At 70.2% G+C, this 16,468-nt stretch carries 10 protein-coding genes and 1 tRNA gene; 3 read left to right on the top strand and 8 right to left on the bottom strand.

From position 1 onward, the window contains the following. From AB3X43_RS18190 to AB3X43_RS18180, 3 genes are all read right to left on the bottom strand, one after another. The coding region (locus AB3X43_RS18190) for a UvrD-helicase domain-containing protein (protein WP_369431278.1) at positions 1–1,588 on the bottom strand (1,588 nt) is incomplete at its 3' end. Further along, positions 1,581–5,231, bottom strand: coding sequence for an exodeoxyribonuclease V subunit gamma (recC, locus tag AB3X43_RS18185; RefSeq protein WP_369431277.1), 3,651 nt, complete (start codon positions 5,229–5,231; stop codon positions 1,581–1,583). The genes recC and AB3X43_RS18190, both read right to left, overlap by 8 nt. 39 nt (positions 5,232–5,270) lie before the next feature. Continuing rightward, positions 5,271–5,996 carry a helix-turn-helix transcriptional regulator gene (locus tag AB3X43_RS18180; protein ID WP_369431276.1) on the bottom strand — a complete coding sequence of 242 codons (726 nt, stop codon included), beginning with the start codon at positions 5,994–5,996 and terminating at the stop codon, positions 5,271–5,273. 309 nt (positions 5,997–6,305) lie between these two features. On the opposite strand from AB3X43_RS18180, the gene AB3X43_RS18175 reads away from it, so the two are divergent. Further along, positions 6,306–8,366, top strand: coding sequence for a S8 family serine peptidase (locus tag AB3X43_RS18175; protein WP_369431275.1), 2,061 nt, complete (start codon positions 6,306–6,308; stop codon positions 8,364–8,366). Here AB3X43_RS18175 and AB3X43_RS18170 read toward each other — a convergent pair. Together AB3X43_RS18170 and AB3X43_RS18165 are read right to left on the bottom strand one after the other, a co-directional pair. Then, positions 8,360–9,097, bottom strand: a complete 738-nt coding sequence (locus tag AB3X43_RS18170) for a SapC family protein (protein WP_369431274.1) — start codon at positions 9,095–9,097, stop codon at positions 8,360–8,362. The two genes, AB3X43_RS18175 and AB3X43_RS18170, sit on opposite strands and share 7 nt — an antisense overlap. After that, on the bottom strand, positions 9,094–10,398 hold the full coding sequence (locus AB3X43_RS18165; RefSeq protein ID WP_369431273.1) for a hemolysin family protein: 1,305 nt from the start codon (positions 10,396–10,398) through the stop codon (positions 9,094–9,096). The genes AB3X43_RS18170 and AB3X43_RS18165 overlap by 4 nt, the downstream gene beginning before the upstream one ends. 64 nt (positions 10,399–10,462) lie before the next feature. Here AB3X43_RS18165 and AB3X43_RS18160 point away from each other — a divergent pair, with 64 nt between their 5' ends. After that, positions 10,463–11,284, top strand: coding sequence for a symmetrical bis(5'-nucleosyl)-tetraphosphatase (locus tag AB3X43_RS18160; protein ID WP_369431272.1), 822 nt, complete (start codon positions 10,463–10,465; stop codon positions 11,282–11,284). A gap of 47 nt (positions 11,285–11,331) precedes the next feature. After that, a tRNA-Ser gene (locus AB3X43_RS18155) sits at positions 11,332–11,421 on the top strand. Between the two features lie 24 nt (positions 11,422–11,445). On the opposite strand, the gene AB3X43_RS18150 is transcribed toward AB3X43_RS18155, so the two are convergent. From AB3X43_RS18150 to AB3X43_RS18140, 3 genes are read right to left on the bottom strand one after another with little or no spacing between them, the layout of a single operon-like run. After that, positions 11,446–12,855 (bottom strand): TolC family protein, encoded by a 1,410-nt coding sequence (locus tag AB3X43_RS18150; RefSeq protein WP_369431271.1) that lies wholly within the window; start codon positions 12,853–12,855, stop codon positions 11,446–11,448. A 29-nt stretch (positions 12,856–12,884) separates the two neighbouring features. After that, positions 12,885–14,138 (bottom strand): HlyD family type I secretion periplasmic adaptor subunit, encoded by a 1,254-nt coding sequence (locus AB3X43_RS18145; protein ID WP_369431270.1) that lies wholly within the window; start codon positions 14,136–14,138, stop codon positions 12,885–12,887. A gap of 15 nt (positions 14,139–14,153) precedes the next feature. Further along, positions 14,154–16,394: a type I secretion system permease/ATPase gene (locus AB3X43_RS18140; protein WP_369431269.1), complete on the bottom strand. Its 2,241-nt coding sequence runs from the start codon at positions 16,392–16,394 to the stop codon at positions 14,154–14,156. Positions 16,395–16,468: the final 74 nt, after the last annotated feature.

The following is a 16,468-nucleotide window of genomic DNA, read 5'->3' as shown; positions in this document are numbered from 1 at the left end:
GCACTTCGTGGCGCCCCCGCGCCTCCACCGGCTCGAACGGCAGCGCCAGCGGTCCTTCCTTGGCGAAGGCAAACGCACCGCCCGACCAGCGGCGCTCCGCCTGCACGAACACCGTGTTGACCGCGCCAATCAGCGCCCGCGTCGAGCGGAAGTTGGTGCCGAGCACATGGTGGCGGCCTTCGGTGGCCTGCCGGACCTGCAGGTAGCTGTAGATGTCGGCGCCACGGAACCCGTAGATCGATTGCTTCGGGTCCCCGATCAGCAGCAGCCCCGTGGCGGGATCGTTGTCGGCGACGCGGTAGAGGCGGTCGAACAGGCGGTACTGCAAGGGCGAGGTGTCCTGGAACTCGTCGATCAGCGCGACCGGGTACTGCGCCAGGATGCTCTGGCGCAGGCGTTCGCCGGCCTCCCCCGCTTCGGGCGAGAGCGCCCGGTCGAGCCGCGCCTGCAAATCCGCGAACCCGAAGCGGGCGCTGCGGCGCTTGAGCTGGTCGAGCCGCCGGGCCACGTGGTGCGCGAGGTGACGCAGCAGGCGTGGCGCCAGCGGCTCCAGCGCGTCGAGCCGCTGCTGCAGCATGTCGAAGTCGGCGAACTCGGGCGGCAGCGGTGGCGGTGCGTGGGCTTTCTTGTAGGCCTTGCGGATGCCGTCCGGCGTCAGGCGGATCCGGCCGGTGTCGGGGAGCAGCACCAGCAAGTCCGCGTTCGGGTCGTCCGCCCAGGCGACGATCTGCCCGATCCACGCCTCCAGCGACGCCTCGCGCAGCAAGTTGCCGTTGAAGGGGTTCGCGCCGCCCTGCTGCTGCGCATTGATCCAGCCGGCGATGCGGCGCGCCTTGTCGGCCCAGCCGGTCTTGAGTTGCGCCAGCGTCGTGCGGCGCGTGTCCACCCAGGCGGGCAACCAGTCCTGCAGCGTGGCACGGGGCTGGGCATCCGCGCCGAGCAGTTCGGTCTGGTGCAGCAGCGGCTGCACCTGCTGCTGCATCACGGCCACCGACGGCCACACTGCCAGCAGCGCCTCCAGCGGCGCGATGTCCAGCGGATAGACCTCGCGGCGCCAGACGTCGTGCATGGCCTGCGCCAGCAGCTCGGCCTCGTCGGCAACCAGCTCCTCGTCGAAGAGGTTGCCGCTGTCGAAGGCGTGCTCGCGCAGCATGCGCTGGCACCAGGCGTCGATGGTGTGGACCGCCGCCTCGTCCATCGCTTCGGCGGCCAGCGCGAGCCGGTAGGCGGCCTGCGAGCGGACCTCGCCCGCCGGGTCGTCCCCGTGGTCGGCGATCAGGTCGTGCAGGAAGGTGTCGTGCGGTGCGGGCTCGGCGGCGCCACGGAAACACTGCGCCGCCTCGATCAGCCGCGCGCGGATGCGGTCGGACAGCTCGCGGGTGGCCGCGCGGGTGAAGGTCATCACCAGGATCCGGGACGGACCGAGCGGCTGCGGTGGCCGCCCGCCGTGGTCACCGTGGCCGAGCACGAGGCGCAGGTAGAGCGCGGCGATGGTCCAGGTCTTGCCGGTGCCGGCACTGGCCTCGATCAGGCGGCTGCCGGCCAGCGGCAGGGTCAGCGGATCCAGCAGGTGCAGGGCTTCAGTCATCGCGAGCATCCTCGTCGTCCTCGTCGGCACCGGGATGGGCATCGGGCAGTGGCAGCACGGTCACGCCGCCGGGGTCGGCAGCCCAGGCACGCAGCGGCTCGTACAGCCGCTCGGCCCACTGCGCGAAGGCCGGGTCGGCGACCAGCGTGTCCCAGTCCGGGAACAGCCGGGCCAGCACCGCGTCCTGCACTTCGCCGCGGCTGTTGTGGCCGCCCTCGTAGACGGCGCGCGCCGCGTCGTCGGCCTTGTCGGGCTGGTCCGGAAACTTCGCGCGCACGGCCAGCCAGGCCAGCGCAGTCCGGCAGGCCACGGCCAGCGGGCGCAGCATGCCCTGCTCCCAGACATCGAGCAGGTCGTCGAGCACCACCTGCGCCACGGCGGTGCGCGGCGGCGCGAGCACCAGCAGCGCGTCCCGCGCCACGATGCGCGCCTCCAGCGCGATGCCGCAGGCACCCGCCACCAGCATGCGCAGCCAAGGCCGGACCAGCTTGTGCGCCAGCGGCCGCAGCGCCTGGGTCTGCCTGTCGTACACGCACAGCCGGCGCGCGTCCAGCGTCAGCCAGACCGGGTGGTCGGTGCCAGGGGCCTGGCGCAGTTCGTCGAGCCAGTCGTCCAGCCCGATGCCGCCCAGCTCGGCGGTGACCTGCCGCGGCTTGGCCGGCTCGGACAGCGCGCGGCGCCAGGCGTTCCACTGCAAGGCCATCGGCGCACTCTGCTGCACGAACTGCCCGCGCCAGCGCTGGCCCAGCCCGCCCACCGGCAGATCGCCGCGGCGCACCAGCCGCTCGGTGCGCGCGTGCAGCTCGGCGCGACAGGCGGCGAGTGCGACCGGGGCATCCGCAGCGGGCGACTCCAGCAGCTCGCGCAACAGCACGGTCTCGTCCAGCGCGTTCAGGTCAAAGGGCTCGTCGTCCGCCACGGCCAGATCGAGCGGCTGGAAGACCACGCCCAGGCGCTCGCGGAAGTGGTCCTTCACGGGGTTGAGCAGGAAGTTTTCCAGGCGGCGCAGGGTGAGCGGGAGCATGGCGGCGCGCTCGGATCCGGACAGCGTGGTGGACCCCGGCACGGGGGCTTCCGCGCTGGCAGGACGATCGGCAGGAGTGGCCGCTGCGTGTGCTTCACGCCACTCGCGGGCGTAGGTGCGCAGCGCGGCACCACCCTCGCCCGCTTCGGTGGTTTCAAAATACCGCCGGCTGAACGGCTGCAACGGATGTTCGACCGTCCGCCGCGCCACGACCACCGGGCCCCAGCCTGCGGCCAGATGGTCGCGCAGCTGCGACACCAGCACCGACGGCGGCTGCGCCGTGTTGTCGCGCACGCTGCGGCCCGCCCAGCTGATGGACAGCACACGGCGCGCCGCCAGCAACGCTTCCAGCATCAGCATCCGGTCGTCGTCGCGCCGGGCGCGGTCGCCGGGACGGTGCTGGCCAGGCAGCGCCATCAGGTCGAAGTCGCTGCGCGGCGCGCGGCGCGGGTAGTCGCCGTCGTTCATGCCGAGCAGGCAGACCACCTCGAAGGGGATGGCCCGCATCGGCATCAGCGTGCAGAACACCACCCCGCCACCGAGGAAACGGCTGTTCAGGCTCGGCTCGTCCACGCCGGCGAGCCAGCCTTCTCGCAGCACGGGCAGCGTCACCGGCGCGTCGAAGCCGGCGTCCTCGCAGTCGTCGAGCCAGCGGCCGAGCGCCTCATCCAGCGATGCGAGCATGAGGCGGTCGTCCTCGTCGGCCGGATCGAGGAAGGTCTGCAACAGGGTCTGGCCACGCGCGAACCACTGCGCGGGCGACACCGATGCGCTGGCCTGCTGCCACCAGACGCGCAGCGCGTCGATCAGGCCGGCCAGGGAACCGGCGATCGCCGCGTCCAGTCCGCCGATCTCGTCGTAGGGCTCGATCGCGTGCCACGGCGGCTCGGCACCGGTGGTGTCCGAGCGCCCGCAGGCGTAACCCAGCAGCATCCGGCGCAGCCCGAACAGCCCCGTGTTCTGCTCCCCGCACGCGCCCAGCCCGAGGCCGTCGCGCTGCGCCATGTCCAGCCCCCAGCGCACGCCCGCGCCGGCCAGCCAGCGCGCGGCGGTCGCACGGTCCTCGTCGTGCAGGCCGAAGCGCCGTGCCAGCGCCGGCACATCGAGCAGGTCGCGCAGCTCGCTGGCCGTGCAGCGCTGCTCCGTCACGCGCAGCAGCCACTCCACCGCCATCAGCAGCGGCTGGCGCCCGCGCTGGCGCAGGTCAGCGATCTCGTAGGGGATGTGGCGCGCGTCGTGCAGTCCATGCTGGCCGAAGACAGCGTGGATGATCGGCGCGTAAGGCTCGATGTCCGGCACCATGACGACGATGTCGCGCGGCGCCAGCGGCGTGTCGCCGGGATGGGCCAGCAGGTGCAGCAGCTGGTCGTGCAGCACTTCGACCTCGCGCATCGCGCTGTGGGCGATCTGGAACACGATCGAGCGGTCGTCGTCGGCCAGCGGCGGGCCGGCCTGCACACGCTCGGTCAGCTCGTCCATCGGCAGGCCGTCGCGGATGGTGCTCTGCACCTGGGCGAGCAGCGTGTCGCCGTCGCCGTCGTCGAACAGGTCGATGCGCGGGATCTGGAAGCGCTGGCGCGCAGTCTCCGCGTCATCGAAGGCATCCAGCAGGCGGATGAAGTCGCGGCCCTGGCGGCCCCAGGCGGCGAGCAGCGGATGCGCCTGTCCGTGCGCCTGGTCGAGCGGCAGCGTGCCCAGGTCGAGGCCGCGGCGGTGGCCGTGGCGTTGTCGGGGCGCGCGCAGCAGTTCGCGGCCGTCGATGATGTCGGCCCAGTGGAACTGGCAGGGATTGGGCACCGCCAGCAGCACCTGCGATCGCTGCGCCAGCGCCGCCAGCGCCTGCAGCGTCTGCCACGGCAGGTGGCTGTGGCCGAAGAGCACGACGCGGCGCGGCAGCGGCTGGCGCGGCACATCGCCCGCGTCCACCGCCTCGACGAAGCGCCGGTGCACATCGCTGCGCACCGCGCGCCGGCCGGACGCGTCCAGCCCCTCGACCAGCCGGTGCCACAGCCGGGCCTGCCAGCGCTGGTCGTCGGGCAGCGGCTCGGTCACGCCGTTGGCACGGACCAGCACCTCGTGGCCACGGCCCCAGGCATCGAGCCAGTCGGCGCGGTAGAGCTGGTACTGGTCGAACAGGTCGGCCAGCCGTTCGGCGAGCTGCAGGCGACGGCCGAGGTCGTGCGCACCATCAGCGGCAGGCGACACGGACAGGAACTGCGCCAGCGGCTCGAAGCCGGGCTCGCCGATCCACCCGGGCAGGGCCTGCATGAGGCGCCAGGTCAGCGGCGCCTTGTCAAGCGGCGAGCGGGCCGGGGCACCGTCGCGGCCGAGCATCGCGCGGTACAGGCGCCAGAGGAAGCGCGCCGGCAGTTCCACGCGGGTCGCCGCGCAGATGCCACTGCGCCGCGCCAGCGACATCTTCATCCACTCGGCGATGCCGTTGCTCTGGACAAGCAGCACGTCCTGCTCCAGTGGATCGAGCGGGTGGCGCTCCAGCCAGGCGAAGACCGCTTCCTGCAGCAGCTCCAGCCGGTTGCCATGGAGCACCAGCAGGCCGGGCGTGATGGGGGAACGGGGAGCGACAGCCGGAACAGGGCGGCTTCTTTCAATCTCGGGCATGGGCGCCAGTATCGCCCACGCTCCGTGGCGAGGACGCGCTCAGGCGCGGTGCAATGCAGCGTCGAGTTCCGCCTCGATCACACGCATCGCGACTTCCTTGGCACGGGTCTCCAGCAACTGCACCGCCCGCACGCGGGGGAGCGGGATGCGGCACAGCCCCTCGTGGTCGTGGTCCCAGCTGTCGAGGAACCACACGCCCTCCTCGTGCACCAAGCGCATCGGCGAGACGACGCGGTCACCCTCTCGACCGCCGTCATCGCCCTCGACCGTCAGCCGCAGGCGCCGACGCTCCAGCACGGCACTGGCCAGCCGCTCGAAATGCCGACCCCGCACCGGCCGGTGCACCGGCGCCACCACCCGCACGCGGCGGGTGAGTTCACGGGCCTCGGTCTCGCTGGTGCCGAGCATGCCGTTGAGCTTGTCGAGCAGGGGCTGCAGATGGCGGCTCATGTGGCCGTTCACGCCCAGACCATCCAGCAGCTGGTGCATCGTCAGCAGCGCGTGGATCTCTCGTTCGCTGAACCAGACGCCCGGTGACTCCGTCGTGAAGCTGCGGCGGCCGTTGCGACTCACCGTCTCGAAACGGTAGCCATTGCGGTCGCGGTCATAGACGATCGCGGCATCCATGCGGGTGCGCAGGTGGTCCAGATCGCGCTTGAGCGTGGCCCGCGAGATGGCCAGCTCGGTCATCAGATCGGCAAAGCTCACGCAGCCACGGCTGCGGATGAGCATCTCGATCTTGCAAAAACGTTCAGTGCGTTCCATGGTCCGGGTTCCCCTGGTGGGCGCGGGTCGCAGGACCCGCCGTAAAACGCTGGATTCATGCGCAGCATGCGATCCTGGCTCAACAATTGAGCCTGATGGTAGCGGCGGGCACGCCATGTTCCTGCGGGCAAGAACCCCGTGTTCAGGGGACTGATCGGTGCACCGCCCGCCTCCCTGCGCACTACGCACACCCAGGGTGCAGGGCTTGACGACCGCCATCCGCCCCCAGGCGGATGCATATTCAGAACCAGGCAACATGGCCGACAACAGAGCGACCTACACTCGCGCGACGTTCACGATCGACCGACCATGACACGCCAGACTCTCCCCCTCTCGCCGCTGCACCGCCTGCGCGCGGTCCTGACCGCCCTGGTGTTCGTCTGCGGCGTCGGACCGATCGCCGCCGCGGGCAACGAAGCCAACCCCCCTGCCCGCCCGGACCTGACCGGCGCGCCCGCCAGCAACGCCCGGGTGATCGTCAAGTTCAAATCCGCACGCCAGGCCAGCGCCCTGTCCGCGACAGCCGCCTCGACGGCAGGTGGCGCCGTACCGCAGCGGGCCCGGGCACTCGGCCTGCGGGTCGGGCTGCAGCTGACCGACGGTGCGGCGGTCTCGTCCGACACCCAGGTCATCCATGCCCCAGGCATGAGCAACGCCCGCCTGATGCAGGCGCTGGCCGCGGATCCGCAGGTCGACTATGTCGTCGAGGACCACCGCCGACGTGCCCACGCCGCAGTGAGCGACCCCCTCTTCACCGGCGGCCCCGGTGTGAGCCCCGTGGCAGGACAGTGGTATCTGCAGGTCCCCAACGCCACGCTGGTGTCGTCGGTGAACGCGGAATCGGCCTGGGCGATCACGACCGGCCGCAGCGACATCGTGGTCGCCGTGCTCGACAGCGGCGTGCGCTTCAACCATCCGGATCTGGACGGCAAGCTGCTGCCCGGCTACGACTTCATCAGCGAAGCGGTCACGGCCAACGACGGAGACGGCCGCGACGCCAACCCGACCGATCCCGGCGACTGGATCACCGCCGACGAAAACGCCAACTCGAAGACTTTCGGCGGCTGTGGCGCCCAGGACAGTTCCTGGCACGGCACCCAGGTGGCCGGTCTCGTCGGGGCGGCCACCAACAACGCCACCGGCATGGCCGGCATGGGACGCCATGTCCGCGTGCTGCCGGTGCGCGTGCTGGGCAAGTGCGGCGGCTATGACGCCGACATCGTCGCCGGCATGCGCTGGGCTGGCGGGCTGCACGTCGACGGTGTGCCTGACAACCCGACCCCGGCGCGTGTCATCAACATGAGCCTGGGCGAAGCAGGATCCTGCACCGTCGGCGCCGACCCGACCCAACCGGGTGTCGCCAAGCTGTATCTGGACGCGATCAACGAGCTGCGGCAGAAAGGCGTCGTCATCGTCGCGTCCGCCGGCAACGACAACCGCGCCGTCAACATGCCAGCCAACTGTGCGGGCGTCATCGCCGTCAGCGGCCTGCGCCATGCGGGGGACAAGAGCGGCTTCTCCAGTCTGGGCAGCGAGGTTGCCATCGCGGCGCCAGCGGGCAACTGCGTCAACGCGACCGGGGAATGCCTCTACCCCATCCTGAGCGCGACCAACACCGGCCGCACCGGCCCGGAATGTTCCAGCTACACGACCGGCAGCGGCACGCAGGGCCTGGGCACCAGCTTCTCCGCGCCGCTGGTGTCTGGCACGGTGGCGTTGATGCTGTCGGCCCAGCCCACGCTCACACCAACGCAGGTGCAGAGCCTGCTCCAGTCGACGGCCCGCACCTTTCCAGCCCGCCCTGCAGGCGCCACAGCGCCGGCCTGCAGCGCCGACACCACCGTTTCGCAGATCGAATGCCACTGCACCACCGCCACCTGCGGCGCCGGCATGCTGGATGCCGGTGCCGCCGTCCGGGCCGCAACCGGCAACTCCCTGGTCGCGCGTCTGGGTGACAGCAGCACGCAGGTGGCACCCAACGGCAGCGTGACGCTGGATGGCCGCGGCTCCAGCACCGGTGCCGGACGCACCATCACCGGCTACCAGTGGCGCATCAGCGATGGCACGGCCCTGGCCGGATTCAGCGGCAGCACGACCGGCAGCACCGCCGTGCTGAATGCGCTGGGCAGCGGACTGGCGACGGTGGAGCTGACCGTCACCGACAGCAGCGGCGCCACCAGCCGCAGCGCGGGTGTCCTGCGCATCGGCACACCACCGGCGGCAGTCTGCGGCCCGGATGCAAGTGACGCCGTCGCATCGGACGGCGGAGGGGGCGGTGCCATGCACGCAGGCTGGCTGGCAGGACTGGCGGCCGTGGTCGGCCTGCTGGCCTGGAGCCGCCGCCGCGCGGGTTCAGCCGCCGTTCACTGAACACCGAGCCGGCGCGCCAGCGTCTGCACATGGCCCATCGACACCCGGTGGGCGTGGATCAGCCCCAGCAGGCCGAGGCGGTGCAACTCGATCACCGCGTCGTCCGGCAGCGTGGCCAGCCGGGCTTCGTCGATCATGTAGAAACCGCCTGCGGTGAGCGGCTGCCCGTCTGGCAGCGCGCCCTGGATCTCGCCGCCCCGCAGCAGGTCCAGCGCAACCAGCCGATCGCACAGCACGCGGGTGCGCGCCGTTTCGCGCTCGAAGTTGTCGAGCAGTTGCAGCACGGCGTGGAGCACCGGCGTCGGCTCGCCTGCGGCATCCAGCACTTCGTCACCCGACTCGCCGCCAAAGCCTGGCCAGGCCACGTCCACCACCAGGTTCAGCGTGCCGTCGTTCGTGGCCGCATAGGCAAAGGGATAACGGCGCAGGAAGGCGGGCAGGTAAGTGGCCTGCCATTCGCCTGCAGGGCCGACGAACAGGTTCTCGCCTTCCCGCAGCCCCAGCAGGATCACCGGCGACACCTGCACACGGCCTTGTGCATCCTGGCCTGCCGGCACGAAGGCGATCGGGAACTCGCGCGCCGCTTCGATGAACTCGATGGCGGTCACGGGCACGGCGTTCAGGCCCTGCGCGATGCGCCAGTCGCGCACGGGTGCCACACGGTGGCCGGCGTGCTGCTCGCGGGTCACGGCGACCGGCTGGTGGTAGAGAACAGAAGAGCTGGCGGTCATTCGGAGGTTCTTTCTTCGTCACTGAGGCGGCTGGCCAGCACCTTGTCCACGCGCTTGCCATCGAGGTCGACCACCTCGAAACGCCAGCCCGCCCACTCCACCGCGTCGGTGGTCTGCGGCAGGCGCCCGAGCAGCAGCATCACCATGCCGGCCAGGGTGTTGTAGCGGCCACGGTCCTCGTCCGGGAGCTGTTTCAGGCCGAGGCGGTCCTTGAGTTCAGGCACCGGGATCATGCCGTCCACCAGCCACGAGCCGTCCTCGCGCTGCACCGTCCACGCATCTTCAGCCAGGTGTGGCGTGAATTCGCCGGTGATGGCTTCCAGCACATCACGCAGCGTGATCACCCCCTGCACCACACCGTACTCGTCGACCACGAACACCATCTGTACCGGCGAGCCACGGAAGTGCTCCAGCAACTCCATGCCCGACAGGGTTTCCGGCACGAACACGGGGGGCTGCATCGAATCGGTGAGCGAGATGTCCCGGCTCGCAGCGAGCTGCATCAGCAGCTGGTGGGCAGTCACCACACCCAGCACCTCGTCCAGCCCGCCACGGCAGACCGGGTAGCGAGAATGGCCGTGTTCGGTCAGCCCGGCCAGGATCTCCTCGCGGCTGGCCGAGACCTCCAGCCAGGCAATGTCGCCGCGGGGAATCATCATCGAGCCGATCTGGCGGTCATCGAGGCGGAACACGTTGCGCACCATCTGGTGCTCGTGCGCCTCGATCACGCCAGCGTCCAGACCTTCTTCGAGGCTGGCAGCGATCTCCTCTTCGGTCACGCCACGGTTGGCGCTTTCGCGCACGCCCATCAGGCTGAGCACGGCCTGCGTGGTGCCGGCCAGCAGCTTGACAAACGGACCGGCGGCCACCGACAGACCACGCATCGGGCGCGCAACCAGACGGGCCACCGTCTCCGGGTACATCTGGCCGACCCGCTTGGGCACCAGTTCGCCGAAGATGATCGTCATGAACGTGATCAGTGCGACCACGAGGCCGGTGCCCATGACATCGGCCACCGTGGACTTGATCGGCAGATTCGCGAGCAGCCAGGCGGCCACGGGGCCGGAAAAAGCCGCTTCACCGACGATCCCGTTGAGCACACCGATCGAAGTGATGCCGATCTGCACGGTGGAGAGAAACTGGGTCGGGCTGTTCTGCAGGGCGAGTGCAGCGCGGGCGCCCGTGTCTCCTGTTTCGGCCATGACCTGCAGCCGTGCCTTGCGGCTGGCGGTCAGGGACATTTCCGACATGGCGAAGATGCCATTGATCACGATCAGCACAAAGAGTAGAGCTAGGTCCATAGAGGGCACGAAACAGCGTTCGCGCCGGCAGTTGAAGCGCGAAGAGCGTAGCAGAATCCGCGCCATGAACTACCTGATCGGCGATCTCCAAGGCTGCTGTGACGCTTTTGAGCGACTGTTGGCCACCCTCGATTTCTCGCCTTCGCGCGACCGCATCTACCTGCTGGGCGATCTCGTCAACCGAGGGCCCTGTTCGCTGAAGGTACTGGAGCGGCTGGCCGGCTTCGGGGACGCGGCCGTCTGCCTGCTCGGCAACCACGACCTGCACCTGCTGGCTGTCGCCCATGGCGTGCGGCGGGCACACCGCAGCGACACCCTCGGCGACGTCCTCGCCAGCCCTCGGCGCGACCACTGGCTGAACTGGCTGCGCCACCAGCGGCTGGCCGTGCAGGAGCATGGCTGGCTGATGGTGCATGCCGGCGTGGTGCCGCAGTGGAGCGCCGCACAGACCCTGGCGCTGGCGGGCGAGGTGGAGACGATGCTGCGGAGCGCTGATCTGCCGGCATTCCTGCAAGTGATGTACGGCAATGAACCTGCCCGCTGGGACCACACGCTGCAGGGGCCGGACCGCTGGCGTTTTGTCATCAACGTGCTGACGCGGATCCGCTTCTGCGACGCCGACGGCACGCTGGACTACAAGCTCAAGGAAGGAGCCGATGCGGCGCCACCCCACCTGGTGCCCTGGTTCGACGCACCCGGCCGGCGCACCGCCGACACGCCGATCGCCTTCGGCCACTGGTCCACGCTGGGCGCGCTGGACCGCACCGACCTGCTCGCACTCGACACCGGCTGTGTCTGGGGCGGTCGTCTCACCGCGGCGCGCGTGGACGGTGGACGGCGTGAACGGATCAGCGTCGCGTGCCCGCAGGCACTGGCGCCGATGTGAACCTTTCGGCTGCCTGCCTGCACTTCTGCCACAATGGCGGCCCTGCAGGAAGAGTGGCCGAGCGGTTGAAGGCACTAGTCTTGAAAACTAGCGATGGGGTGACCCATTCGTGGGTTCGAATCCCACCTCTTCCGCCAGCAGCACCCACACACCAGCGCCATTCAGTGCATGTCGACGGGTGCCAGCTCCGGCGCCAGCCACGGCAGCAACCCCGCCCCCGCACTGCGCAGCTGTGCGACCGCCGACCACGCATCGTGCTGGGCATTGACCTCGGCCAGTCGCAACTGGACGTGCTCGGACTCGGCAGACATCAGGTCGAACAGCGAACGCCGGCCCAGCCGAGCCCATTGCTCATACGTCGCCGAGCGGACCTGCTCGCTCTCCTTGAGCACCTCGACGACCTGCACGACCCGCGTGTACGCACTGCTGGCGGTGTCGTGGAGCGTGGTGGCCGTGCGGATGCGCTCCTCGACCAGCGCGTCCTCCTGACGCCGGGTCGCGAGTGCGCGTTCGGCCGCGGCATTGCTGCCTGCGGAGGCGGCGCCACCATCGGCGAGCGTGAGGTTCAGGGTGAGGCCAGCATTCCAGTTCGCTGTGTCAATGCGCGCGTAGCGCGCCTGGCTCGCTCCCACCTGCCAACGCACCTGCGGCGAGGTTTCGGCGCGACTGGCGCGGGCGTAGGCGTCCATCGCCTCGGCCTGCAGGCGCAACTGGCGCACGTCCGGGCTGGCGGCGATCTCGTCGAGCACTTGCGCCAGTGGCGGCAGCGCCTGCAGCGGCTGCCCGACCGCCGGCCACGGCAGGATGGCGGGTCCGCCGACGAGTTGCTGCAGCCGCGTCTGCGCCTGGCGTTGCGCGGTGAGCGCGTCTTCGCGGGCGAGCTGCGCCTGGCGCAGGCCCTTGCGCGCCTGGACCAGTTCACTGCTGCGGCCACGGTCGAGTTCCACCACCTGCTCCATCATCCGGACCAGACAGGCCATCTTGCCGACGTAGCTGTCGTGCACCGCCAGCTGCACCGTGTAGCGGTTGCGCTCCAGCGCAGTGATCACCGCATCGCGCACCACCCGCTCGCGCACCGATCCGACGCTGACCTCGCCGGCATCGACCATGCGCTGCCGGTAGCGCACCAGCTCGTCCAGCCGGCCACCGTCGTAGAGTGGCGCAGACACGTTGAGTGCCAGATTGGTGGCGCGGGACTCGCTGCGGGCGTCGCCGTCGTATTGCGTCCGGCTGAGGCCGAGTCCGCTGCTCAGCCCGACCTCCGGTCTGGCCGCAGCCGCCGTCTGCGCCAGATCGAACCGGGCCGCGCGGCTGCCGTGCTGGGCACCGCGGACATCGGCACTCTGCGCCACGGCCTCGCGGGCCAGCGAAGCGAGCTGGTTCAGGGCATCCTCCGGCGCGGGCGTCGCCTCGGCCGCCGCCACGGGTGGCTTCGGCAGTGGGTCCTCGCAGCCAGGCGCGGCCCGAACCGCACCGCAGAACGGCACCGACAGTGCAAGAGCAAGTGCCAGAGCAAACGGCAGCGGCAGCGGCAGCGACGCTGGGGACAAGGAGGAGCGGACAGACAGCATGGGGCAGCACACCAGGGTCGATGAACGCCTCAGCGCTCGCGGAAAGCCTCGCGCCCCTTGAGCATGGGCGACACCAGGAACTCCAGCACGCTGCGTTCGCCGGTGCGGATCTCGACCGTGGCGGTCATGCCGGGCAACACCGCCAGCGGGTGACCGGTCGCCGTGTGCAGGCGCGAGGCGTCCGCCCGGATGCGGGCCTTGTAGTAGGTCGTGTCCTGCGTCGAGCCGGGGCGCTCCTCGCCGAGCGCATCCGGGCTGATGACCTCGATCGTGCCTTCCAGGCCACCGTAGGTATAGAAGTCGTAGGTGCTCAGCTTGACCGTGACCGGCAGGCCGGCATGGACAAAACCGATGTCGGCGGGCGGAATGCGGGCCTCGACCAGCACCCGGTCGCCCTGTGGCACGATTTCCATGATCGGTGCACCGGCGCCGACCACACCGCCCACCGTCGTCATGCGCACGTTCTTGACGATGCCGCGCACGGGCGATTTCAGCGTCGTGCGCTGCACCGCATCGACCTTGGCCACCTGCTGCGGTGCGAGTTGGGCCAGCTCGCCGTTGACACGCACCAGATCGGTCGAGGCTTCCTGGCGGAAACGGTTCAGGCGCTCCTGCACCTGCATCAGCAGCTCGTTGCGCTGGCGGTCCAGCCGCATGACCTCGACCTCGGACATCAGGCCGCGCTCGGCCATCTGGCGCGCGGTGGCGAGCTCCTGCTCCAGCAGCGCGATGTTGCTGCGGCTGGCCGACACCGAGTCCTCCAGCACGCGCCGGCGCGCCTGCAGTGCATCCATCTCGGCTGCGACGATGGCCGCACCGGCCCCTCCCGCCGCACGCAGTTCAGCCGGCACGTTCAGCGCGGCACGGCCGTTGGCTTCGGCCGAGAGCCGTGCCGCCGTGCCGATGAGCGACAGCTGGTGCGCACGGCCTTCGTTCTGCTGGGCGGCGACGCGGGTCGGGTCGAGCTGGACCAGATCAGCCCCGACCTCGACCAAATCCCCCTCATGCACCAGGACCGCCCGCAACAGCCCGCCTTCCAGGCTGGCGATGACCTGCTCCTGGCCATCAGGCACCACCTTGCCCTGTGCGCGCGTGATCACGTCCACTGGCGACAGTGATGCCCAGACTCCTGCTGCCACCACAATCAGGCACAGCAGATAGATGGCCCACAGCGCGTGCGGCGTGGGCTCGACCAGACTCGCCTGGCGGGTGCCGGTCAGAAATTGTTCGTCGCCGCGCACGAAGCGTCCGGCGGACGGTACCGCGGCTGTGCTGGTTTTCATCTGGATCTCCGCACCTCAGACCGCGGCCACGTCGGTCACGATGGGTGAACTCGGTGCCGCGGCGGTCGGCACGGTCGGCACAGTGGGTGGATTCGCCGCAGCGGCTGCCGTGCGCTGGCCGGACAGGACCTGCAGCACGGCGGCTTTCGGCCCGTCCGCCAGCACGCGGCCGCCCTCGAGAACGACGATGCGATCGACCAGCTCCAGCATCGCCGGCCGGTGGGTCACCACCACCAGCGTGCGCGACCCGAGCAGACGCTTCAGGTGCTGCACGAACTGCTGTTCGGTCTGTGCGTCCATCGAACTGGTCGGCTCGTCCATCAGCAGGATCGACGGCCGCGTCACCAGACAGCGCGCCAGTGCGACCAGCTGCCGCTGGCCGCCCGAGAGCATCGCCCCGCCCTCGCCCACCGGCATGTCCAGCCCCTGCGGATGCGCAGCGGCAATGCGGTCAAGTCCGGTCAGGTGCAGCACGTCGGACAGCGCCTCGGGGCTGGCATTGTCACGGCCGAGCAGGATGTTGTCGCGCAGGCTGCCGCGGAAGAGGCGCGGCTCCTGCTCGACGAAGCCGACGCGGGTGCGGTAGTCCGCAGGATCGATCTGACGCAGGTCGATCCCGTCGATCTCAGCGGCGCCCTGCGTCGGCTGGTACAGCCCGGCCAGCAAGCGCAGCGCCGTGGACTTGCCGCTGCCGATCTTGCCGAGGATGGCCACCCGCTCGCCTGCCCGGATGCGCAGGTCCACGCCCTTGAGCACCGGATGGGCGGACTGCTGGCCGTACGCGAAACCCGCCTCGCGCAGGCCGAGCGCGCCCTGGATCTGCGGCGACACCAGATAGCGCCGACCCGGCTCGCGGTCGCTGGGCAGCGCCATCAGCTGGTCGAGCATGCGCAGGGCCGCCCGCGCACCCTGGTAGCGCGAAGCCAGCGCCACGACACTGCCCAGCGGCGCCACGGTCCGGCCAGCGAACATCACCGCCGAGATCAGTGCGCCACCCGTGAGCTGGCCATCGCGGATCAGATGGACACCCCAGACCAGCATCACCACCGTGACGAACTGCTGCGACACCATCGTCACGTTGCTGACCCAGCTCGACAGCGTGCGTGCCCGCAGCGAGGCCTGGGCCGCTGCGGCATTGGCCTCTTCGTACTGGCGCTGGAAATAGCCCTGCGCCCCGCAGGCACGGATGGTCTCGATGCCCTCGACCGTCTCGACCAGCAGGCCCTGCATGTCGGCGAACTGGCGCTGCTGCGCGGTCATCGAGCGGCGCAGCCACTGCTGCACGCCCACCGTCAGCAGCAGGATCAGCGGCACCGCCACCACCAGCACCATCGCCAGCGGCCCCGCCATCAGCCAGGTCACGCCGACGAACAGCAGCACGAACGGCAGGTCGCTGAGCGCCGACATCGTCGCCGAGGTCGAAAACTCGCGCACCACTTCGAGCTGCGCCATGTGGTGCGCGAACGAGCCGGACGACTCCGGGCGGTGCTCCAGCCGGATCGACAGCGAGTGGCGGAAGAGCCTGGCACCCAGCGCCAGATCGGCCTTGCGGCCGGCGTGGTCGATGAGGTGGCTGCGCAACTGGCGCGCGGCCAGATCGAAGGCCACGGCCATCGTGGCGCCGATCGCCAGCGCCCACAGCGTCGTCATCGCCTGGTGCGGGATCACGCGGTCATAGACCACCGAGGTGAACAGCCCGGTGAACAGCATCAGCACGTTGCTGAGCATCGCGGCCAGCATGGCTCCACGGTAATAGGGAACGTAGCGGTGCAGCGTCTGCCAGAGCCAGTGGCCAGCGTCCGCAGGCGCGCCTGCCGGCCCGGTCGTGCCTTCACCGTCCGGGCCGGCTGCGAGCGCCGGCATGGCGATCAGCACCGGCCCGCTGCACTGGGACTGCATGTCGGCCGCAGCCAGCCAGCGCTCGATCGACTCCGCACCATCGGCCGTCGGCAGCAGGACACGGAAGTGCAATCCGGCGTCACGTTCTTCTCGACCGACCAGTACGCAGGCCTGTCCGTCCTGCAACAGGACGATCACGGGCAACAGCAGCCCGAGGATCTGTGCCGGATCACGCCGGACCAGCGAGGTGTGGAAGCCGGCTTCACGCAACACCTGCTGCACCGTGGCGGTCGTCAGCGGCGACTCCAGACCGAGCGGCGACAGCAGCGATGCGCGGCTGCGTTCGATGCCGTGGTGCCGGCACAACCAGAGTGCGGCCGACAGCAGCGTGTCGTCCACCGCGGTGGCATCAGTCATGCAACGAATCCGAACTGGTGGCGCACCGCACCGAGCATCTGGTCGATCTTCTGGTCGCCGTGGTGGTGGTCGAG

Origin of the sequence: Sphaerotilus sp., from assembly GCF_041083715.1 — a bacterium.
GTDB lineage: Bacteria > Pseudomonadota > Gammaproteobacteria > Burkholderiales > Burkholderiaceae_C > Sphaerotilus.
The sequence above is the reverse complement of the archived record's forward strand: the minus strand, read 5'-3'. Positions and strand labels throughout refer to the sequence as shown.

Bases quoted from the DNA above. Each gene is read 5' to 3' on its own strand.
- recC (WP_369431277.1), bottom strand. From the start codon at position 5,231: ATGCCCGAGATTGAAAGAAGCCGCCCTGTTCCGGCTGTCGCTCCCCGT.
- AB3X43_RS18180 (WP_369431276.1), bottom strand. From the start codon at position 5,996: ATGGAACGCACTGAACGTTTTTGCAAGATCGAGATGCTCATCCGCAGC.
- AB3X43_RS18175 (WP_369431275.1), top strand. From the start codon at position 6,306: ATGACACGCCAGACTCTCCCCCTCTCGCCGCTGCACCGCCTGCGCGCG.
- AB3X43_RS18170 (WP_369431274.1), bottom strand. From the start codon at position 9,097: ATGACCGCCAGCTCTTCTGTTCTCTACCACCAGCCGGTCGCCGTGACC.
- AB3X43_RS18165 (WP_369431273.1), bottom strand. From the start codon at position 10,398: ATGGACCTAGCTCTACTCTTTGTGCTGATCGTGATCAATGGCATCTTC.
- AB3X43_RS18160 (WP_369431272.1), top strand. From the start codon at position 10,463: ATGAACTACCTGATCGGCGATCTCCAAGGCTGCTGTGACGCTTTTGAG.
- AB3X43_RS18150 (WP_369431271.1), bottom strand. From the start codon at position 12,855: ATGCTGTCTGTCCGCTCCTCCTTGTCCCCAGCGTCGCTGCCGCTGCCG.
- AB3X43_RS18145 (WP_369431270.1), bottom strand. From the start codon at position 14,138: ATGAAAACCAGCACAGCCGCGGTACCGTCCGCCGGACGCTTCGTGCGC.
- AB3X43_RS18140 (WP_369431269.1), bottom strand. From the start codon at position 16,394: ATGACTGATGCCACCGCGGTGGACGACACGCTGCTGTCGGCCGCACTC.